The sequence below is a fragment of the Selenomonas sp. oral taxon 126 genome (assembly GCF_001683335.1).
GTDB lineage: Bacteria > Bacillota > Negativicutes > Selenomonadales > Selenomonadaceae > Centipeda.
This window is the reverse complement of the sequence record NZ_CP016201.1, coordinates 226,974-247,149: the sequence shown is the minus strand read 5'-3', so window position 1 is coordinate 247,149 and position 20,176 is coordinate 226,974. Positions and strand designations below refer to the sequence as shown.

Annotated in this window: 22 protein-coding genes; 16 read left to right on the top strand and 6 right to left on the bottom strand. The window is 60.0% G+C overall.

All coding sequences use genetic code 11. The features are described 5' to 3' along the window. Nucleotides 1-180: 180 nt before the first annotated feature. Nucleotides 181-1,545, bottom strand: a complete 1,365-nt coding sequence (locus AXF19_RS01030; RefSeq protein ID WP_066843871.1) for an FAD-dependent oxidoreductase — start codon at nucleotides 1,543-1,545, stop codon at nucleotides 181-183. A 164-nt stretch (nucleotides 1,546-1,709) separates the two neighbouring features. Between AXF19_RS01030 and AXF19_RS01025 the strand changes: the two genes are divergently transcribed. Continuing rightward, nucleotides 1,710-2,402, top strand: coding sequence for a Crp/Fnr family transcriptional regulator (locus AXF19_RS01025; RefSeq protein ID WP_066843868.1), 693 nt, complete (start codon nucleotides 1,710-1,712; stop codon nucleotides 2,400-2,402). Nucleotides 2,403-2,466: 64 nt separating this feature from the next. Here the strand turns inward: AXF19_RS01025 and fumC are convergent, their stop codons facing one another. The 4 genes from fumC to AXF19_RS01005 form a co-directional block, all read right to left on the bottom strand. Further along, nucleotides 2,467-3,831 carry a class II fumarate hydratase gene (fumC, locus tag AXF19_RS01020; protein WP_066843865.1) on the bottom strand — a complete coding sequence of 455 codons (1,365 nt, stop codon included), beginning with the start codon at nucleotides 3,829-3,831 and terminating at the stop codon, nucleotides 2,467-2,469. An 82-nt stretch (nucleotides 3,832-3,913) separates the two neighbouring features. After that, nucleotides 3,914-4,402 (bottom strand): Gx transporter family protein, encoded by a 489-nt coding sequence (locus AXF19_RS01015; RefSeq protein ID WP_066843862.1) that lies wholly within the window; start codon nucleotides 4,400-4,402, stop codon nucleotides 3,914-3,916. A gap of 1 nt (nucleotide 4,403) precedes the next feature. Beyond that, on the bottom strand, nucleotides 4,404-4,742 hold the full coding sequence (locus tag AXF19_RS01010; protein WP_066843859.1) for a NusG domain II-containing protein: 339 nt from the start codon (nucleotides 4,740-4,742) through the stop codon (nucleotides 4,404-4,406). Nucleotides 4,743-4,790: 48 nt separating this feature from the next. Next, nucleotides 4,791-5,279, bottom strand: coding sequence for a hypothetical protein (locus AXF19_RS01005; protein ID WP_066843857.1), 489 nt, complete (start codon nucleotides 5,277-5,279; stop codon nucleotides 4,791-4,793). A gap of 98 nt (nucleotides 5,280-5,377) precedes the next feature. Between AXF19_RS01005 and AXF19_RS01000 the strand changes: the two genes are divergently transcribed. The 8 genes from AXF19_RS01000 to AXF19_RS00965 all read left to right on the top strand — a co-directional run bounded on the left by AXF19_RS01000 (nucleotide 5,378) and on the right by AXF19_RS00965 (nucleotide 13,247). Continuing rightward, nucleotides 5,378-6,211 carry a Cof-type HAD-IIB family hydrolase gene (locus tag AXF19_RS01000; protein WP_066843854.1) on the top strand — a complete coding sequence of 278 codons (834 nt, stop codon included), beginning with the start codon at nucleotides 5,378-5,380 and terminating at the stop codon, nucleotides 6,209-6,211. A 4-nt stretch (nucleotides 6,212-6,215) separates the two neighbouring features. Then, nucleotides 6,216-7,010, top strand: coding sequence for a Cof-type HAD-IIB family hydrolase (locus AXF19_RS00995; protein WP_066843851.1), 795 nt, complete (start codon nucleotides 6,216-6,218; stop codon nucleotides 7,008-7,010). Between the two features lie 9 nt (nucleotides 7,011-7,019). Then, nucleotides 7,020-7,931 carry an RNase adapter RapZ gene (rapZ, locus tag AXF19_RS00990; RefSeq protein ID WP_066843847.1) on the top strand — a complete coding sequence of 304 codons (912 nt, stop codon included), beginning with the start codon at nucleotides 7,020-7,022 and terminating at the stop codon, nucleotides 7,929-7,931. Between the two features lie 3 nt (nucleotides 7,932-7,934). Beyond that, nucleotides 7,935-9,230 (top strand): gluconeogenesis factor YvcK family protein, encoded by a 1,296-nt coding sequence (locus tag AXF19_RS00985; RefSeq protein ID WP_066843844.1) that lies wholly within the window; start codon nucleotides 7,935-7,937, stop codon nucleotides 9,228-9,230. Nucleotide 9,231: 1 nt separating this feature from the next. Further along, nucleotides 9,232-10,176, top strand: a complete 945-nt coding sequence (gene whiA / locus AXF19_RS00980; RefSeq protein WP_066843841.1) for a DNA-binding protein WhiA — start codon at nucleotides 9,232-9,234, stop codon at nucleotides 10,174-10,176. A gap of 145 nt (nucleotides 10,177-10,321) precedes the next feature. After that, nucleotides 10,322-11,185: a polysaccharide deacetylase family protein gene (locus AXF19_RS00975; RefSeq protein ID WP_066843838.1), complete on the top strand. Its 864-nt coding sequence runs from the start codon at nucleotides 10,322-10,324 to the stop codon at nucleotides 11,183-11,185. Nucleotides 11,186-11,209: 24 nt separating this feature from the next. Next, nucleotides 11,210-12,439 (top strand): copper amine oxidase, encoded by a 1,230-nt coding sequence (locus tag AXF19_RS00970; RefSeq protein WP_066843835.1) that lies wholly within the window; start codon nucleotides 11,210-11,212, stop codon nucleotides 12,437-12,439. A 283-nt stretch (nucleotides 12,440-12,722) separates the two neighbouring features. After that, nucleotides 12,723-13,247, top strand: coding sequence for a methyl-accepting chemotaxis protein (locus AXF19_RS00965; protein ID WP_066843833.1), 525 nt, complete (start codon nucleotides 12,723-12,725; stop codon nucleotides 13,245-13,247). 57 nt (nucleotides 13,248-13,304) lie between these two features. Here AXF19_RS00965 and AXF19_RS00960 read toward each other — a convergent pair whose 3' ends face one another. Beyond that, nucleotides 13,305-13,760 carry a nitrous oxide-stimulated promoter family protein gene (locus AXF19_RS00960; protein WP_066843831.1) on the bottom strand — a complete coding sequence of 152 codons (456 nt, stop codon included), beginning with the start codon at nucleotides 13,758-13,760 and terminating at the stop codon, nucleotides 13,305-13,307. A 158-nt stretch (nucleotides 13,761-13,918) separates the two neighbouring features. Here AXF19_RS00960 and AXF19_RS00955 point away from each other — a divergent pair, with 158 nt between their 5' ends. The 7 genes from AXF19_RS00955 to AXF19_RS00925 all read left to right on the top strand — a co-directional run bounded on the left by AXF19_RS00955 (nucleotide 13,919) and on the right by AXF19_RS00925 (nucleotide 20,174). Continuing rightward, a complete protein-coding gene (locus tag AXF19_RS00955) occupies nucleotides 13,919-15,175 on the top strand; it encodes a sensor histidine kinase (RefSeq protein WP_066843829.1) in 1,257 nt (418 codons plus the stop codon). Then, nucleotides 15,172-16,638, top strand: coding sequence for an aminotransferase class I/II-fold pyridoxal phosphate-dependent enzyme (locus AXF19_RS00950; RefSeq protein WP_066843826.1), 1,467 nt, complete (start codon nucleotides 15,172-15,174; stop codon nucleotides 16,636-16,638). Before AXF19_RS00955 ends, AXF19_RS00950 begins: the two co-directional genes overlap by 4 nt. After that, nucleotides 16,625-17,296 (top strand): dTMP kinase, encoded by a 672-nt coding sequence (locus AXF19_RS00945; RefSeq protein WP_066843823.1) that lies wholly within the window; start codon nucleotides 16,625-16,627, stop codon nucleotides 17,294-17,296. The genes AXF19_RS00950 and AXF19_RS00945 overlap by 14 nt, the downstream gene beginning before the upstream one ends. A gap of 17 nt (nucleotides 17,297-17,313) precedes the next feature. Next, nucleotides 17,314-17,610, top strand: coding sequence for a DUF2442 domain-containing protein (locus AXF19_RS00940; protein WP_066843821.1), 297 nt, complete (start codon nucleotides 17,314-17,316; stop codon nucleotides 17,608-17,610). A 364-nt stretch (nucleotides 17,611-17,974) separates the two neighbouring features. Then, entirely contained in the window at nucleotides 17,975-18,514 is a 540-nt protein-coding gene (rnmV, locus tag AXF19_RS00935; RefSeq protein ID WP_066843817.1) for a ribonuclease M5, read from the top strand. Beyond that, nucleotides 18,511-19,389: a 16S rRNA (adenine(1518)-N(6)/adenine(1519)-N(6))-dimethyltransferase RsmA gene (gene rsmA / locus AXF19_RS00930; RefSeq protein ID WP_066843814.1), complete on the top strand. Its 879-nt coding sequence runs from the start codon at nucleotides 18,511-18,513 to the stop codon at nucleotides 19,387-19,389. The genes rnmV and rsmA overlap by 4 nt, the downstream gene beginning before the upstream one ends. Next, entirely contained in the window at nucleotides 19,386-20,174 is a 789-nt protein-coding gene (locus AXF19_RS00925; RefSeq protein WP_066843811.1) for a histidinol-phosphatase HisJ family protein, read from the top strand. The genes rsmA and AXF19_RS00925 overlap by 4 nt, the downstream gene beginning before the upstream one ends. Nucleotides 20,175-20,176 lie beyond the last annotated feature (2 nt).

Here is a 20,176-nt window from a genome sequence, read left to right as displayed (position 1 = left end):
AACTCCATCGAGAGGAGCTGAATGCTGCTCGTGGCAGGAATGCTCTCGACCACCTGCTGTGCGGACACCGTTTCTGCTGCCGCCTGTGTGCAGCCCGTGCCAAAGAGAAGGAGCGGGGCGAGCAGGAGAGCGATGCGGGCTCGGGTGCTTCTGCGTGAGATGTGCATGATCTTATCCTTTTCATCCAAAGAGGTCGTTCAGCGCCTCGGTCATGGTCGGGTGTGTGTAGATGGCGGAGCCGAGTGAGCGCGCCGTGATGCCGTGATCGATTGCCGCCTTCATGAGGTTGATCATCTCCTGCGACTCGGGGCAGAAGAAATGCGCGCCGAGAATCGTGTCGGTCTTTGCATCGACGACTGCCTTCAAGAGCCCTGCGGGTTTTTTGTAAACGTGCGCCTTCGGAATGGCGGCGACATCGAGGCGTGCAATGCGCACGTCAAAGCCCGCCGCCTGTGCCTCTGCCTCTGTCATGCCGACACGCGAGAGCGGCGGATCGAGGAAGACGGAGTAGGGGACGGCACCGCGATTCGCCGTTGTACGTGTGCCCTCTCCCGCGAGCTGATCCTTGACGATGCGGAAATCGTCGAGGGAGATGTAGGTGAATTGCATCCCGCCCGTGACATCGCCCATTGCCCAGATATGCGGGACGTTTGTGCGGAGGTGCTCGTCGACCTCCACTGCGCCGCGTGCCGTCTGCCGCACACCCGCCGCCGCGAGGTTCAGCGCCTCCGTGTTCGGGCGGCGTCCCGTGGCGATGAGGATGGCATTTGCCGCGAGCGTCTTTTCGCCGTCCGCCGTCTCGACGACGACGTTTGCCCCTGCGGCAGCATCTTCGATACGCATGATCTTCGCGCCTGTCAGGATGTGGATGCCGCGGTCGTTCATCTGCTGCAGGACGCGCGCGGAAATCTCGCTGTCCTCGCGCGGGATAAAGGCATCGCCGTCTTGGATCACGGCGACGGAGGAGCCGAAGTTCTTGTAGTAGGAGGCAAATTCCAGCCCGATGTAGCCGCCGCCGATGATGACGAGTTTCTCCGGCAGGTCATCCAGCTCCATCATCGTCTCGCTTGTGTAGACGTGCGTGCTCTCTGCCGCGCCCGGGATCGGCGGGACGAAGGGGATTGCGCCCGTGTTGATAAAGATGCGCTCTGCCGTAATGAGTTGTTCCCCGTCCGCCGTCGTTACAGAGATGGTATGTGCGTCCACAAAACGTGCCTCTCCGTCGATGACGACGGCGCCCGCACCCGTTACCTTCGCATAGTTTTTCTCGCGCAGCATTGCCGTGAGGCGGCGCTTCTCTGCGATGGCGGCGCGATAGCGCTCCGCCTTTGCCGCAAAGTCTCCGCCGATCTCGGCTGAGAGGCGCGCGCTGTATTCGAGGGACTTTGACGGGATGCAGGCGACGTTGATGCAGGTGCCGCCGTAGCGCTCCTTTGAGCGCTCGACGAGCGCGACCGTCTCACCCTTCTTTGCAAGGAAGCCCGCGAGGGTCTTGCCCGCCTTGCCGAAGCCGATGATGAGATTTTGATATGATGTGTTCTGCATGGTATGCTCCATTTCTGTTGAACGTTGTATGACTGCTGCCATTATAGCATTTTTTGACACAATGAAGAGAAATATTGTGGAAAAAATGTGCGTCTCATTTACAAATTCGTGGATTCCTCCTATAATGATAGAGAATTATTCTCTGTCATGGAAAGGAGCGGACTATGCTGACGCGTGAAATACTGGCACCGCATACAGAACTCCTGCTGCAGCACGATCTGTTCGAGGGAATCCCCGCAGAAGCTCTGCCGGAACTTCTGAATGCGCTTGGCGGCGAGCTGAAGCGTTATGCGGCAGGCACAGACATCATGCGCATGGGGCGTGCGCCGATTGTGACGGGCATCATCCTCACGGGGGCAATCGAGGTGTCGTTCCTCAACGAGAACGCCGACCAGATCGACATGAATATCTTCGAGGCGGGCAAGAGTTTCGGCGAGACGATGGAGGGGGCGAATCTTGCGGCGAGCCGTATGTTCGTCAAGGCACTCAGTGATACGCTGATCCTGCGTCTGCAGTTCCGACAGCTCTACGAGCGTTCTGCTTGCAGCGATCCACATCTCTGGCGGTTCACGCTGAATATGCTGCGTAGAATTTCGCAGAAGGGCATATTCTATCAGCACAAGATCCGCATCATGGGGCAGAAGAGCATCCGCGCAAAGCTCAGTGTCTATCTCCAAGCCATTTCGAGCGAGGGCGGAGAGGGGCTGCGTGAGCTGAACCAGACGCAGCTCGCACGCTATCTCGGCGTGGAGCGCAGCGCGCTCAGCCGCGAGATGAGCCATATGCGCGACGAGGGGATCATCGACTACGACCGCAAGACCCTGCGCGTGCTCAATCCGGATTTTTTAGCAGTTTAGGGAATACTCAAAAAGACCTGCCGCTTTTTTGCAGCAGGTCTTTTCTCATGAGGAAACGTAAATCTTACACCATCTCTTCGGGATGGAAGACCTCGTCGAATTTCTCGGCGGTGAGGAAGCCGAGGGCGACGCATGCCTCCTTCAGGCTGATGTTCTCATCGAATGCCTTGTGTGCAGTCTTGGCAGCGTTCTCGTAGCCGATGTACGGGTTCAGCGCCGTGACAAGCATGAGCGAGCGGTGGAGGTTCTCGTGCATCTTCTCGCGGTTCGCCGTGATGCCCGTGACGCAGCGGTCATTGAACGACTTGATGGAGTCGGTGAGCAGACGTGCGGACTGGAGGAAGTCGTAGATCATGACGGGCATGAAGACGTTCAGCTCGAAGTTGCCCTGCGAGGCGGCAATGCCGATGGCGGCGTCGTTGCCCATGACCTGTACGGCGACCATCGTGACGGACTCGCACTGGGTCGGGTTGACCTTGCCCGGCATGATGGAGCTGCCCGGTTCGTTCGCGGGGATCGTGATCTCACCGAGACCGCAGCGCGGACCCGCCGCGAGCCAGCGGATATCGTTTGCAATCTTCATCATATTCGCCGCGAGACCCTTGAGTCCGCCGTGGGCAAAGACGATTGCGTCCTTGCTCGTGAGCGCGTGGAACTTGTTCGGTGCGGTGACGAAGTTCTTGCCTGTCAGATCGCTTGCCGCCTGTGCTACGGCGACATCGAAGCCCTTCGGCGTGTTCAGCCCCGTGCCGACCGCCGTGCCGCCGAGTGCGAGCTCGTGGAGGAAGGGGAGCGCCGCCTGCAGCTGCTTCTTCGACTGCTCGAGCATCGCGAGCCAACCGCTGATCTCCTGCGTAAAGGAGATGGGGACTGCGTCCTGCAGATGGGTGCGCCCCGTCTTGACAATACCCTCGTTTTCCTTCATGAGGCGGCGGAAGGTGTTCGCGAGGAGATCGATGCTCGGGAAGAGTCCGTCCTCGATTGCAATGACGGCGGCGATGTGCATTGCCGTCGGGAAGGTGTCGTTCGAGCTCTGCGACATGTTGGAGTGATCGTTCGGATGGAGGATCTTCTCGCCCGCGATCTCGTTGCCGCGGTTTGCAATGACCTCGTTGACGTTCATGTTCGACTGTGTGCCGCTGCCTGTCTGCCAGACCGCAAGCGGGAAATGCTCCGCGAGCTTGCCCGCGATGATCTCGTCGCACGCCGCCTTGATGGCATCGAGGCGCTTCTCGTCGAGCTTGCCGAGCTTGTTGTTCGCAATCGCGGCGGATTTCTTCAGAATGCCGAACGCGTGGATGATCTCGGCGGGCATCTTCTCGATGCCGATGGGGAAGTTCTCGAAACTGCGCTCCGTCTGCGCCGCCCAATACTTGTCTGCGGGCACCTTGACTTCGCCGAGGGAATCGTGTTCGATGCGATACTCCATTTGGATTGTCCTCCTTAAATTCATAGTAGAGAGAAAAATCTGCTAATGACAGTATAGCATAAAAAGGTGAAAATGAGAATATTTATCTTGATATTTTCTGTAAAATTGATTGTGCAGTGATGCCGATAAGAATTCCGGTCAGAGTGCCAATGATGCCGAGGACGGGTGCATAGACGAAGAGCGCCGTCGTCTCCAGAACTGCGGCGGCGACGAGCAGCTGTGCCATATTGTGCAGGAAGCCGCCCGCTGCGCTGATGCCGACGATGGAGAGCGGCGTGTACCGCTTCAGCAGTGCCATTGCGGCAAAGCTCGCCGCGCCGCCCGCGAGGCTGTAGAGCATGGGGGCAAGTCCGCCGCCGAAGGCGGAGGCGAGTGCGATGCGCAGCGTGAGCATGAGTGCCGCATCGCGTGTTGACATCGTATAGAGTGCAATGAGAGTGACAATGGCGGCAAGTCCGAGCTTTGCACCGGGCACGGGCAGCGGCAGAGGGAGGAAGCCTTCGAGGATAAAGAGAATGAGCGAGAGCGCCGTGAGCAGCGCAATGCGTGTGATCCGTTGAAGTCCGTTCATATCATTTCACTTCGATGAGGAGCTTATGCGGCAGACAGGCAATCACGTCGCCCTTTTTCGATGCCGTACCCGTATGCACACAGACGAGATCGGGGCAGTCGGCGTCGACAACTGCGATCGTCTCACCTTCGATGCGGATGATATTTTCGCCGCCCTTGTCGGAGATGGTGATATCTTCGGTTCCCGTATGCCCCGTCAGTGGAATGTCGTAGAGGACGACGTTGTTCTGCGTGATAACGGCGTGGCGTACTTCTCTGTCCGCGCGCGTGAAAAAAAATACAGCGCTAATCCCGCAGATGAGGAGCAGCGCACAGATGAGCATGAGATCGTTCTTCTTCATGGGAGCTCCCTGCCTTGACGAATGTTTTCAATAACAGTACAATAGCTTTTAGATTCCTTTCCCAAGTTCGCGCTGCCAATAGGCGAGGTCGGGCTCGTTCAGCGGCAGGTCGATGGTCTGGCCGTTGTCGTAGTAGAATCGCACGCGGATGCTCGTCGCCTTGCGGATGGCGGGGAGGCTCGCGCGCGGCAGCTCGACGAAGAATTTGTTTTCGTTCTTGTATGGGCTGTCCGCCTCGGGAACGGGGCGCGGCGTGTATTTCGTGACCGCCTTCATCTCCCATGCGGCGCCGTCCGTGTAGAGGACGACGTCGGGCAGGAGTTTCGCCTCGTCAAAGCGATAGTCCCATAGTGCGAGTGTCGCGCCCTCGAGCCGCCCCTCGCCTGTGTAGGATGCCTGAAAGTCGATGCGCGCATACGCGGAGAGGCTGCGCGCACTGCGGTGGTCGATCTGATAGGTGTAGGAGAGGCCGAAGATGCCGACGAGGATGAGGATGAGTGCGACGAGGATGAGGAATTTGCGGATGATATTCTGCAAGGCGCGCCTCCTTTCGATAGATCATTTCGGGGTATTATAACATAGGGGAAAGTGCTTTGTCAGCAGATAAAACACAGGGGAAACAGGAGGGGGACGAAATGGCGGTAAAGCTGTTTGTATCGGATTTGGACGGGACGATGCTGCCGGACGGCAATGTGGTCTCGGCGGAGAATATTGCGGCGGTGCGCCGTGCGACGGAGGCGGGGGTTGTCGTGACGATTGCGACGGGACGCATGTTCGAGGCGGCGCTGCCCGTTGCACAGGCGCTCGGCGTGGACGTGCCGATCATCTCGTACAACGGCGGACTCATCAAGAGCCCGAGCGGACGCGTCTACGAAGAGCATACGATTGACGCGGCGCTCGCGCATGACATCATCGCGTTCTGTCAGGAGCGCGACTGGTACATCCAGAGTTACAGCGGCGGCGTTTTGCGCTATGTCACGGCATGTGATGAGTCGCGTTTCTATGAGAACTCGCAGAAGCTCACAGGCGAGGCGGTCGGCTGGGATGGCATGTTTGCCCATACGGCAGGGAACTGCAAGCTGCTGCTCGTGACGAAGGAACTGCCTGTGACACTCACGCGCTCGAAGGCGGTGCTTGCGGCATTCGGCGATCGGGTGGATGTGACGCGCTCGGCAGACTGTCTCATCGAGATTGTGCCGAAGGGAATCTCCAAGGCATCGGCGCTGACATCGCTTGCCGCGAAGCTCGGCATTGCCATCGAGGACACCATGGCGATCGGCGATGCGTACAACGATCTGCCGATGTTGAAGGCGGCGGGCAGGAGCATTGCGATGGGGAACGCCTTCCCCGAGGTCAAAGCGGTGACGGACTACGAGACGCTCTCCTGCGCGGAGAACGGGCTTGCTGCGGCAATCTATCATTACGTGCTCGGCATGGGGGCGGATGCACCCGTGCCGATGAAGGACTGAAACAATGGCGATCAAACTCATTGCGCTCGATTTGGACGGGACGCTTCTCACATCGGACAAGAAGATCACGACGCGCACAAAGGACATTCTCGCGCGTGCGATGTCGCGCGGCGTCACGGTGACGATTGCGACGGGGCGCATGCTGCGCTCGGCCGTTTACTTTGCACGACTGCTCGCCTCCGATGCGCCCGTCATCTGCTGCAACGGCGGCTATGTCGGAAAGGCGGAGGGCGAGCCCGTCTTTGCACGCTATTTCGATCCCGCGCTGACCCGCGAGTTCCTGACATTTGCCTACGAGCGCGACTGGTACGTGAACTGGTACATCGGCACGGAGATCTACGCGCCCGAGTACCGCGAGGAATACTTTGCCGCCTATCGTACGACGGCGCATTTCACGGTGAACGGCGTCGGCAGCGACTACCTGCGCTATACGGAGAACGTGCCCCAGTTCGTCCTGCGCGAGCTGGACGAGGGCATCGGCTCCTATGTGCGTGCGGTGCAGGAGCGCTTCGGCGATCAGCTTGTGCCGCAGCAGAACACAGGCACGAGTGTCGACATCAACCCGCCCGGCATCAACAAGGCGGTCGGTGTTGCGGCGCTCGCGGATGCGATGGGGCTGACACTTGATGAGGTCATGGTTGCGGGCGATGCGGACAATGACTATGAGATGCTCGAGATGGGGGCGTTCTCCGTTGTGCCCGAGAACGGCCTTCCGGGGGCAAAGGAGCGGGCGCGCTACATAACGGCGTCGAACGACGCAAACGGAATCGCGCTTGCGATTGAGAAATTCGTACTGTGAGGTGATACTGTGGCAGACGTGAAACGAGCGGCGGAGAAGTTCCGCCCCGTGATCGTGACGGGGCTGTCGGGCGGCGGCAAATCGCTTGCCGCGCGCTATATGGAGGATCTGGGCTATTTCTGTGTGGACAACCTGCCCCCGGTCTTCATTCCGAAATTCATCGATCTCTGCCGCGAGACGCATGGGCAGATCAACCGCGTGGCGATTGTTGTGGACACGCGCAGTCGCGAGTTCTTCGACGACTTCGTGCGCGTTCTCGGCGAGCTCGATGCGGGGGATGTTGCCTATGAGCTCCTCTTCATTGAGGCGTCTGATGGTGTCATCATCCGCCGCTACAAGGAGACGCGCCGTCCCCACCCGCTCGCACCGGACGCGCGTATCTCGGAGGGCGTGACGCGCGAGCGCGGGCAGCTCGCAGAGATTCGTGCGCGTGCGACGCAGCTGATCGACACATCCCGTCTGCGCAAGGCAGAGCTGCGCGATATTATCCGCCAGCACTACGATACGCCGGGCAGGGACGCGGAGATGAACGTCAACATCCTTTCCTTTGGTTTCAAGTACGGCATTCCGCTCGACGCCGACCTTGTCTTTGACGTGCGCTTCCTGCCGAATCCGTTCTATGTGGATTCGTTGCGCAACAAGAGCGGTACCGTTCCGCAGGTCTCCTCCTACATCGAGTCGTGGGACGTGACCCAGAAATTCGAGCAGCACCTCGACGGTCTGATCGACTTCCTCCTGCCGCAGTACGTGAAGGAGGGCAAGAGTCAGCTCGTCATTGCCATCGGCTGCACGGGCGGCATGCACCGCAGCGTCTTCATCGCAAAGCATCTCTACGATCGGATCAAGGGCAGCTATGCGGCGCATCTCGAGCATCGCGACCTCATGAAGAATGAGGTGCATGAGCATGTGAGTGAGGGATAGCACATGCATCTGATGAAATGGTTCTACCCCGGCATGGGCTTCAAGCGCTGGCTCTTCGTCTTTGCGATCGGGACGCTCTGCGTCGGCCTCGGGGTCGCCCTGATTTTCAACTACAAATACATCGACAGCATCGAAGAGGCGATCTTCCGCTTCGTCTATACGTGGCAGGGCAGCTACAGCTACGGCTTTACGGCGATTGCAGGTGCGCTCATCCTCGCCGTCGGCAGCGGCCTCATGCTGCTCGCGACGCGGCACATCATCCGCTCCGTCATCACGGCGCTCATGCCGGAGGGCACATCTGCACGCCTCGTCGACCTCGTCTATGAAAAGACGCGCCTCAGCCGTGGTCCTGCGGTCACGGTGATTGGCGGCGGCCACGGGCTGTCCGTCCTCCTGCGCGGCATCAAGGAACTGACGAGCAATGTGACGGCGGTGGTGACGGTCGCGGACGACGGCGGCTCGTCGGGACGCCTGCGCGAGGAACTCGGCATCATCCCACCCGGCGATCTCAGAAACTGTCTCGTTGCGCTTGCCGACACCGAGCCGCTGATGGAAAAACTCTTTCAGCACCGCTTCGAGGGGCAGAGCAATCTCGCAGGCCACAGCTTCGGCAATCTCTTTCTCGCGGCGATGGCGGAGGTCACAGGCGATATGGAGACGGCGCTGCGCGAGTCCTCGAAGGTTCTCGCGGTCAAGGGGCGCGTGCTTCCCGCCTCGAAACAGTCCGTGCGTCTCGATGCAATCCTCGAGGACGGTACGGTCGTCGAGGGCGAGTCCCACATCCCCGAGGTGCCGGGGCGCATCCGCCGCGTCCGCCTTCATCCGCAGGATGTCGCGCCTGTGCCGTCCGCGCTCGAGGCAATTCGTTCGGCGGACGCAATCATCCTCGGACCCGGCAGCCTCTATACGAGCATTATGCCGAATCTCCTTGTGAATGGTGTCGCGGAGGAGCTGCGGAAAAGCCGCGCGCTCAAGATCTACATCTGCAACGTCATGACGCAGCCCGGCGAGACGGACGGCTATACGGCGTCCATGCATGCCGAGGCGATCATCAAGCACGCGGGGCGCGGCGCGATCGACTTTATGCTCGTCAACAGTGCCCCCATCTCGGATGAGCTGCGCGAAAAGTACGCGGCGGAGGGCATTCTGCCCGTCGCCGTAGATGAGGCATCAATCAACGCGCTCGGCATCGGCTTTGTTGCAGCGGACATCATCAGCCAGTCGGACGCCGTGCGGCATGATCCCGACAAGCTCAGCCGCAATGTCATGCGCATGATCTACGATCTTCGGGTGAGCTGAGATGCCGTCGTTTGCCTCGGATGTAAAGAATGCGCTCTCGCGCACGGACGAGGAGCGTGTCTGCTGCCAGACGGCGGAGCTCGCCGCGCTCCTGCGCATGGGCGCATCGATGGTGACAGACGGGGAGCACGGCCTCGGGTTGCGGTTCGAGGCGGCAAGTGCCGCCGTTGCACGCCGTGTGATCCGACTCCTGCGCACGATGGACACGGCGATCGAGACCACGGTTGCGATGGAGCGCACGCCGCAGCTGCGGCGGCGCACGTACATTGTCAACATTGCGGCGGGGGCGGCGGTCACGCCGCTCCTCACGCGCCTTGGGCTGCGCGATGGAGCCGCCCTCACGGGAACGGATATGGCGCTGATTCGCAAGAAATGCTGCCGCGCGGCGTATCTGCGCGGCGCGTTCCTCGGCGGCGGCAGCGTGAACCGTCCCGAGGCGAGCTGTCACCTCGAGATTGCGTCGAAGAGTGCAGCAATGGGGCGCGCTCTCCACACACTCCTGCGGCGGCTGCATTTCCCCGTCGGTCTGACCGATCGGCGCGACAGCTACGTCGTCTACCTCAAGGAGGGGGATGCCGTCATGGACTTCCTCGCGCTCATCGGCGCGGAGGAGGCGGCGGAGCAGATCGAGGTTGCACGCAATCTGAAGGAGGTGCGCGCGCAGGTGAACCGCCTCGTCAATGTGGAGACGGCAAATCTGCAGCGCGCCGTGGATGCGGCGGCGGAGCAGCTGGCGGCGATTGAGCGCCTTGCAGCGGCGGGGCGTCTCACGACGCTCTCCGAGGATCTGCGCGAGACGGCCCGGATGCGCCGCGCGCATCCTGAGATCAGCATGGCGGAGCTCGCGGCGCTCTGCCACATCAGCAAGTCGGGTATGAGCCACCGCCTGCGGAAAATCTGCAGGGCGGCTAAGGAATCACTGATAAATTCAGCACCGCCATCTTGACGTATCTTTTTTGCCCGCACTTCGTCGGCAAATCCTCCACAGAGCACCACTCTGCGTCCGGTTTGCCTCCTCGTTCGGACGAAAAAATCTACGCCAATCTGACGGACTTCATTTTATCAGTGATTCCCTAAGGAGGTATAGAGATTTGATCAGAGGAATTGTGCGGCTTCTCTCGAAGGGGCTGCCGCTACCCGTGCTCCTGCTCGCGGCGCTTGCGGGCTGGGTGCTGACGGCGACGCCGGAGGAGGGCTTTCCCATCCTCGAGTACCATATGGTGAAGGAGAATCCATCCGCAGAGGAAAGACCCTACGTCGTGCCTCCTGCGGACTTTGCCGAGCAGCTCGACTACCTAACAGCGGAGGGATATACGACGATTACGCCGCAGGACTACGCACGCGCGCGCAAGGGCAAGCAGACCCTGCCCGAGAAGCCCGTCATCCTCAGTTTTGACGACGGCTATGAGGACAACTATCGCGTCGTCCTGCCGATGCTCGAGGAGCGCGGCATGAAGGCGGTCTTCTACATGGTGACGAACGACATCGGGCAGCCGGGCTACCTCACATGGGACAACCTCTTCGACATGGAGCGGCGCGGCATGGAGATCGGCAGCCATACGGCGAACCATTTGCCGCTGACGACGCTTTCTCCCGATAAACAGCGTGAGGAGCTGCGCCTCTCAAAGCTCATGCTCGAGTGGAAGGGGATGAAGACGATCTACAGCTTCTCCTATCCGAACGGTGCGTATGATGCGGCCATTGTCGCGATGCTCGCCGAGGAGGACTATCTGACCGCCGTGACGGGCGAGGCGGGGCTGAACAGTTTTGAGACGAATCCGTATCTCCTGCATCGCGTGAACATTGCGCCGCCGCGTCTCGGGCTCGCGGAGTTCCGCCTGCGCCTCATGAAGGCGGATATCGCCGCACGTCTGAATGCGCGCCTTGCGCAGCTGCCGGACGGCGTACGCGAGGGGATCGAAGCGCTGCGCGCCGTCTTGCGTAATGATTTATAATCGAAGGGAATGTAAAGCAGGGAAATGAACAAGGGATTCTTTCAGAAAATGGCGGCACTCACGCTCGCTCTCGTCAGCATGGCGGGACAGGTGTATGCGGCAAAGAATGACGGCAGTACGACCGTTGTGCGTGAGCGTGGGACGGCACAGGAAAATATCCGTGACCGCGTTGCGAGCATCCTCGGATCGACGGAGCTGCCGCGCAATCGCGTGTTCTCGCCGGGCACATCGCGCCTCATGCGCCTCTGGCCGGTGGAGTCCTATGATACGGGCGGCACGCTGCTCTTCTCGGACAGCCCTGAGTACGTAAAGGAGGTCGGCATTCTCTACCGCGACACGGTGACGGATGATGCACGCATCCTCTACTATCATCTGAACGATACCGCGCAGCCGAAGAAGCTCGCAGTTGTCCTCGAGACGGAGGCGAATCTTGCGACCGTCACGGTGACGCGCGGGGCTGCGGCAGCGCCGAGCGCGGACTATCTGCACGTCGGCAAGGCGACGCAGATCGGCTATTTCGACACGCGCGAGATGAACGAACACATCTACGTGACGAAGGAGCGTCCGCGCCTCCTCGTGCCTGAGATGAATACCACTGTGCTGGCACCGGGACAGCTCGTCTACGGTGTCTATGATTTCCACACAAATGCGCCCGTGCGCGTCTCGGTTATCATGTATGGGGCGGATGTCGATCCCTTTGCTTTTCTGCGTATCGCACGCGTGCTGCCGCGTGATGAGATCGCACTGCGCGGGACGTTCCGTGGGATGAATCGTGTCATCACGGCACAGAAGCCCTATCGTCCGACCGTGGACGGCGCGGTCTACTTCCCGATCGGCGATAACATCCACGATGTCTATCGGCGCGGCATTGACGCAACGGATGGATCCGCCGTTGTGAACTACGGCAACTACGGCATTCTCTATCAGATCAATATTCCGACGGCGGGGCGCGAGAATACGCGTTACTTCCTGAGCCCTCTGGGCGGGGTCTATGCGGGAGCCATGCGTGCCGAAAGCGGTGCGAAGCGTCTGCTCGTCCAGACGCCCGCGACGCGTGCCTATTTTGGAGATCAGACGCTGCCGGAGGCACCGAATGTGGCGCAGGCACGTGAGGAGGGGCTGCTCTTCCTGACGCAGTATACAGAGCTCGCCGATCTTGGCACGTACACGAGCGCCCAGCCCGTATCGTTCGAGTACTCGCCGCCGGGTGCGTCGAATCTTCCGGTGAACATCATTCTCATGCCTGAAAAATAAAGGAATCACTGATAAAATGAAGTCCGTCAGATTGGCGCAGATTTTTTCGTCCGAACTAGGAGGCAAACCGGACGCAGAGTGGTGCTCTGTGGAGGATTTGCCGACGAAGTGCGGGCAAAAAAGATGCGCTAAGATGGCGGTGCTGAATTTATCAGTGATTCCTAAAGGGGGTCGAAGATAATTTTTTCGTTGGAGAAGGGTTTTTCTCATATGTGTTGAATAAAAACATAGCAAGGTGTAACGAAATCATTCATATCCGGGTGGATCAGGGAGGAAGCAAAACATGGCAGAAGAGACGAAGATTGACCACGAGCGCCTGCTGGAGGCGATTGAGCAGATCGCAACCTCGACGCAGACGGTCTATGAGGCGATCGAGCAGGTCGCAAAGAGCGCGACGGAGCTCGCGAGCGCAGGACAGGAGTCCGTGAAGCAGGCGAAGTTCCTGCAGGAGCGCAACGCCGACACGATCAAGGTCATCGACTTCATCACGAATATTGCAGGGCAGACGAATCTGCTCGGTCTGAACGCGGCGATTGAGGCGGCGCGCGCGGGTGAGCAGGGACGCGGCTTCGCCGTCGTTGCAGAGGAAGTGCGCAAGCTCGCCGAGCAGTCGCGTGAGGCGACAGAGCGCATTCAGGTGACGTTGAACGAGATGAACCGCGCCGTCGAGGATATCTCCAAGTCCATCGAGACAACCGGCTCCATCAGCGAGCAGCAGGCTGCGTCGACGCAGGAGATCACGGCGAACCTCTCGCGCGTGACCCGTGCGGCGGACGAGCTCAAGGACTATATCCGCAACCTCGCATAATCGAAAAAAGGGGCTGTTGCACGGAGTCAAAATGACTTTGTGCAACAGCCCCTTTTTTCATTTCTTCTTTTCTTTCCCTTTTGCGCGCGCCTTCGCCGCCTTCTCCTTCGCCTTTGCCTTGTCGCTGACCTTCTTGTCCTGCTGATACTTCGCATAGTCGACGCCCATGCTTGCCAGCTTGTGCTTGATTGTCATGATCGGGTGGCGCAGGAACATGCCGCGCTGCGTGCTCTGCATGATGGTGAGGAACTCCTGTGTCGCCTTTGCACCGAAGCACGGGCGGTCACAGCGGTCGCAGATCGGCTTCGTAATGCCGTAGGGGCAGCGGTCGATCTTCGTGAAGACGGTCGCGAGGAGCGCCGTGCAGGAAGGGCAGAGCTTGCCGCTCTTCGGGCTGTGGTGCTTGCTGCAGTATACGCCGAAGGTCTTGCGGATGTTCTCCTTCTCCTTCGGAATGTTGTTCTTGAGTTCGGGCGGTTTGCGCTTCGGGAGGAAGCGTGAGAAGATGCTCATGCGATTCACCTGTGCTTTCGTCTTATCTATATTATGATGTGTTTCTCTCCAATTTGTCATTTTACCGATTTTTCATGGAAAATGCAAGGGAGAAGTATGCGTGACTTTTGGACTAAAATAGGGTACAATGACAGCATAGATATGTTCAGGAGGGTATGATGCGTACGAGTGAGAAACGACGGTTAAGAGGTGGTCAGCGCATGGATGAACAGCTCATAGAGGGGCTTGAGGAGGGGCAGCTGCGCAGACTGCTGACGAATACGATCGATACGATCGAGGACAATAAGACGCAGATCTTTGACATCTACCAGAATACGCGCAGCGAGGTGGATGATGCGCGCGAGCGTCTGGCGGAGCTGAAGAAGCGCGTTGCGGAGAAGATCGAGCGCGTGGATGCGCTTGCCACTGAGGAGCAGAAGGCGAAGCAGCGGCTCGCGGAGGTGAGTCGGAATTTCGCGGAGCACACGGAGGATGAGATCCGCAAGACCTATGAGGCGGTGTCGATCATCCAGATCAACCTTGCGATTGAGCGCGAAAAAGAGCAGATGATGCGTGCGGAGCGCGACAAGCTCGAGATCCGTCTGCGCTACCTCTATAATGTGGTTGTGCGCGCGGAGCATATGGCGCTCTCCATCGGCTCGGTTCTGAGCTATCTCAGCACGCAGGTGAGCGGTGTGCTCTGGAAGATCGAGGCGGTGCAGAAGGACAAATTTGTCGGCGCACGCATCATCAAGGCGACGGAGGAAGAGCGCTATCGCATTTCCCGTGAGATTCACGACGGACCTGCGCAGGATCTCGCGAATGTCCTCTTTATGACGACGATCACGGAACGCCTGATGGATCAGGATATGGCGGAGGCAAAGAATACGCTCGGGGAGCTGCGCGATGAGATCCGCAAATGCCTCACGAGCGTGCGGCAGATCATCTTCGATATGCGGCCAATGGCGCTCGACGATCTGGGGCTGCCGCAGGCGGTGGAGCAGCTGATCCGTCTCTTTGGCGAGCGCGGGAAGCTGCGCGGGACGTTCAGCCTGGAGGGGGCGTATTACCCCCTGCCGAAGCATGTGGAGATTGCGATTTTCCGCATTGTGCAGGAGGCGCTGAACAATGTCGTCCACCACGCGAAGACGGACAAGGTGCGCGTGCGTATGCACTATACCGCACAGGCACTCACGGTTCTCATTGCGGATGACGGTGTCGGATTTGATATGAACCGTGTGCCGGAGGAAAAGGAGGAGGCGGAGGATGCGCTCGACATGGAGACACAGCGCCGCCTGCGCGGGCGCCATTTCGGCGTGATCGGCATGGAGGAGCGCGCGAAGATCATCGGTGCGGCGATTCAGATTCTCTCCGAGCCGGGCAAGGGAACGAAGGTGCATCTGCGTGTGCAGAACCGCATGGTGGAGGGCGCGTGAGCGCGCCTCTGGCGGAGGCTGTACTCCGCTACGCGGGGCTTGGCGTTCTGCCTCTGCATACGCCGGGACACAAGGGCGGGCGCGGGGCGCATCCTCTGCTCAGGCGCTTCCTCACGGAGGAGGGGCTGCGTGCCGATGTCTCGCTCTCGGCGGAGCTGGATGATCTCCATGCGCCAACGGGTTGCATCCGTGCGGCGGAGACTCTCGCGGCAGAGGCGTACGGCGCCGATGCGGCGTATTTCATGGTAAATGGGACGACGGGCGCGATTCACACGATGCTGATGGCGGCGCTCGCACCGGGCGATGTTCTCCTCGTACCGCGCAATGTGCACCGCTCCATTGTGGGGGCGATGATCCTCACGGGCGTGCGCCCCGTCTATATGCAGCCCGAGATCGATACGCGGCTCGGCATCGCAATGGGGGTGTCACGCGCTGCGGTGGAGCGCGCCGTGCGGGAGTACCCCGAGGCGCGCGCGGCGCTTCTCGTTTATCCGACGTACTACGGCGTGGCGACGGAGCTGGAGAGAATTGCGGACTTCCTGCATGCGCACGACATGCTCCTTCTCACGGATGCGGCGCACGGCGCGCACTTCGCATTCTCGGAGGAGCTGCCGCCGTCTGCAATGGCGGCGGGGGCGGATCTCTCGGCGGAGAGCACGCACAAGCTGCTCGGCTCGCTGACGCAGAGCTCCATGCTGCTCGCGCGCGGCGGGCGCGTGCCCACAGAGCGCATCCGTGCGGCGTCAGGTATTATCCAGACGACCAGTCCGAATGAGATTCTGCTCGCCTCGCTCGATCTGGCGCGCGTGCAGATGGCGGAGGAGGGCGCGGAGCGTCTTGCCGCTGCAATTCAATGTGCGCACGATCTGCGTCGCCGCATCAATGAGATCACGGGGCTCTGGGCATTCGGCGCGGAGCATATGGGGGCGCCGGGGATGGCTGCGCTCGATCCGCTGAAGATCACAGTGCAGGTCACGGGGCTGGGACTCTCCGGCTTTGCGGCGGAGGAGGAGCTGCGGCGGCGTGGTGTCGCCGTGGAACTTGCCGACGCGCGGAATGTGCTGCTCCTCCTATCCTATGCGGACGGGGCACGCGAGGCGGAGCGCGTGTATGCAGCGCTACGCGATATGGCGGCGACGTGTGCGCCGATGTGTACGTCGCGCGGGGCAGCGGCGTTTCTCTCGTTGCCGCCGATTCCTCAGATGGGGATGGAGCCGCGCGCGGCGTATTTTGCGCCGCGTGAGTGCGTCTCGCTGACGGATGCTGCGGGGCGGATTGCGGCGGAGACGATTGTCTTCTATCCGCCGGGGATTCCCGTGCTTGCGGCGGGCGATGTGATCGACGGCGCGACGCTCGCGTATCTCGCTGCGATGAAGGCGGCGGGCGCGCGCGTCGTCGGGGCGGCGGATACGTCGCTTCGGACACTCTTGGTGATTGCGGAAGGTTCGTATGGCAAAGGGTAAACTATTTATCATCGAGGCGGGTGACGGATCTGGCAAGGAGACGCAGGCACGGCTGCTCACAGAGCGCCTTGTGCGCGAGGGGCATCGCGTCGTGCCCGTCACCTTTCCCGACTATGAGGCGGACTCCTCCATGCTCGTGCGGATGTATCTGCGCGGGGATTTTGGCGCGCACGCGGACGATGTGAACGCCTATGCTGCGTCCACGTTCTTTGCTGTCGACCGCTATGCCTCCTATCGAATGAAGTGGGGGCGGGACTACGAGGCGGGTGCCATTGTCCTCGCCGACCGCTATACCACCTCGAACATGGTGCATCAGGCGGTGAAGATCGCCGATGCGGCGGAGCGCGATGCGTATCTCGACTGGCTCTACGACCTCGAATTTCGAAAGATGGGACTGCCTGTGCCCGATGCGGTCTTCTTCCTCGATATGGAGCCGCGTGCGGCAGAGCGCCTGATCGCTGCGCGTGCTGCGGAGAAGAGCGCAGCGCCCGACATCCACGAGCGCGACGCCGCCTACCTTGCGCGCGCCCACGACGCCTACGTCCTCCTCGCCGCACGCTACGGCTGGGTGCACATACCGTCGAGCACGGACGGCGCACCACTCCCGATTGCGGAGATTCACGAGAAGCTGTATGAGGAAGTTGTGAAATATTTGTAATGGGGGGAGGAGGCAATATGCCTGAAATTTTTCCCGAGGTGTTGCAGGCTGTTCCGGGCGAAAACTATATCGTCTACGCCTATTTCAACGACGGTACGGTACGTCGCTACGATGCGTCGGAGCTTATCATGGGTACGGGCGTTTTTGCGCGGCTACGTGATCGGCAGGTCTTTGCAGATACCATGACCGTAATAAATGGCTCTGTGGCATGGGATCTCGAAGGAAATCGCGATGCGACGAAATGTATCGATATCGATCCCTTTGTACTCTATGAGGCTCCTGTTGTGAAAGATCCCCTCGAAGAGTCTGCATAAATAAGCCTCTGAGTGCAAAGGCATTCAGCAACGAAATGCTGTTTTTAAGGAATCGCTGATAAAATGAAGTCCGTCAGATTGGCGTAGATTTTTTCGTCCGAACAAGGAGGCAAACCGGACGCATAGCCAAAGCTATGTGGAGGATTTGCCGACACAGTGCGGGCAAAAAAGATGCGTCAAGATGGCGCGGCTGAATTTATCAGTGCTTCCTTAAAAAGCCTCCCCCGTCGCTACGGGGGAGGGGGACCGCGTCAGCGGTGGTAGGGGCGCTTTGAGCATCTGGACAAGACGAACAAAGAGGCTGTTTGCGGTGGTATGAGCGAATTCACTATCGCATAGGAACACCTGTCGAAAGGAACGTCTATTGATTAAAGAAGTCATCATTGTCGAGGGGAAGATGGACGTCCTCGCTGTACGGCGCGCAGTGGAGGCGGACTGTATCATCACGGACGGCTTTCGTCTGCGCAGCGCGGCGATTCGGAATATCCGTGCTGCGTACGAAAAGCGCGGCATCATCGTTCTGACGGATCCCGATACCGTGGGCGAGCGCATCCGTGCGCGCCTTACAGAGATGTTCCCGCGCGCGCGCCACGCCTTTGTCCCTGTCGAGGACGCGACGAATCTCAGCGACGGGGACATCGGCGTCGAGCAGGCAAGCCCTGTGGCAATCCGTGCTGCGCTTGAGAAGGTACGAACGCCGATGGAGCAGCCCGCAGAGATCTTTTCGATGAGCGACCTGATGGTGCATGGGCTGACGGGGACGGAGGACGCCGCCGCCCGCCGTGCACGGCTCGGACGCCGCCTCGGACTCGGCTTTGCAAATGCGAAGACCTTTCTCCGCCGTCTCAATACCTACGGTGTGACGCGCGAAGAGTTTACATCTGCCATAGAGGAGCTGCAATGAACGCAAGTATACCCGTAATCGCCGATCCCAAGGTCACGCGCCACATCCTCAGCGCCTTTCATCTGCGCGCGAGTAAGCGGCTCGGGCAGAATTTCCTCGTGGATCGGTCGGTCGTGCAGGGCATCGTAGAGGCGGCAGAACTCTCACCCGAGGATACGATACTCGAGATCGGCCCCGGCATCGGGACACTGACGCAGGGGCTTGCCGAGACGGGCGCGCGCGTCGTCGCCGTCGAGCTGGACAAGAAGCTCCCTGCCGTACTCGCCGAGACGCTGAAGGGTTACGACAACGTGCAGATCGTGCCGGGCGACATCCTGAAGCTGGATATCCCCGAGATCCTTGGACTTCGTGCGGGAGAACGGTTCAAGGTGGTTGCGAATCTGCCCTACTACATCACGACGCCGATCATCATGACGCTCCTCGAGCAGTGTCTGCCCATCAAGCGGCTCGTCACGATGGTGCAGAAGGAGGTCGCTGTCCGCATGACGGCGCGCCCCGGCTCGAAGGACTACGGTGCGCTTTCCATCGCCGTGCAGTATTTCACCGTGCCATGCATGGTGATGGATGTGCCGCCGCGTGCCTTCCTGCCCGCACCCGAGGTCACAAGTGCCGTCATCGCCTGTCATGTGCAGGACGTGCCCACGGTGCGCCCGCAGGATGAAAAGCTCTTTTTCCGCCTCGTTCGCGCCGCATTCGGGCAGCGGCGCAAGACCCTCCTCAATGCGCTCACAGGCGCGGGGCTGACGAAGGAAGAGAGCCGCGCGGGACTTGCGGCGGCGGGCATCGCAGAGAATATGCGCGGGGAACAGCTCTCTCTTGCGGATTTCGTACGTCTGTCCGATGCGGTCGGTTCGTTGGAGCGGCAGGAGGAATGACGATGTACTTTGACAGCCACATTCACACGGAGTTTTCCGCCGATTCGGAGATGAAGGCGGCAGAGGCGCTCAGAGAGGCGGAGAAGCAGGGGCTTGGTCTCGTCTTTACCGAGCATCTGGACTATGACTATCCTGCGGCGGGCGAGGAGGAGTTCATCTTTGATCCTGCGGCGTATTGGGCGGCGTATGATCCTCTGCGCGCCGAGGGGAAACTCTCGCTTGGCGTCGAGATGGGGATGATGGCGAGCGCGCGCGAAAAAAACGCCGCATTCCTGCGGCGCGCTCCGTTCGATTTCGTGCTGGGATCAATTCACTTTTTGGATGTAAAGGATCTCTATTTTCCCGAGACCTTCGCGGGACGTGAAAAGGCGGAGATGTATCATGAATACTTCACCGTCATGCGCGATGAAATCTATGCACATCCCTTCATCAACACACTTGCCCACATCGACTACATCGCGCGCAATGCGCCGTTCGACAATCCCGAACTTTCCTACGGCGATTTTACGGATGACATCGACGCCGTCCTGCGCGCTCTCGTCGAGACCGAGACCGTCATCGAGATCAATACGCGTCGCCTCGGAGACACACGCGGCATCAAAGAGCTCGCGCCCGTTTATCGTCGCTACCACGAACTCGGCGGACGTTATGTTACCATCGGTTCGGACGCCCACGTTCCCGACGCCGTTGGACGGCATTATGACCGTGCACGTGAGCTTGCGCACGCCTTTGATTTGCAGATTGTTGCGTTCCGTGAGCGAAAGATGCGTGTTTGTGAGGACTAGGG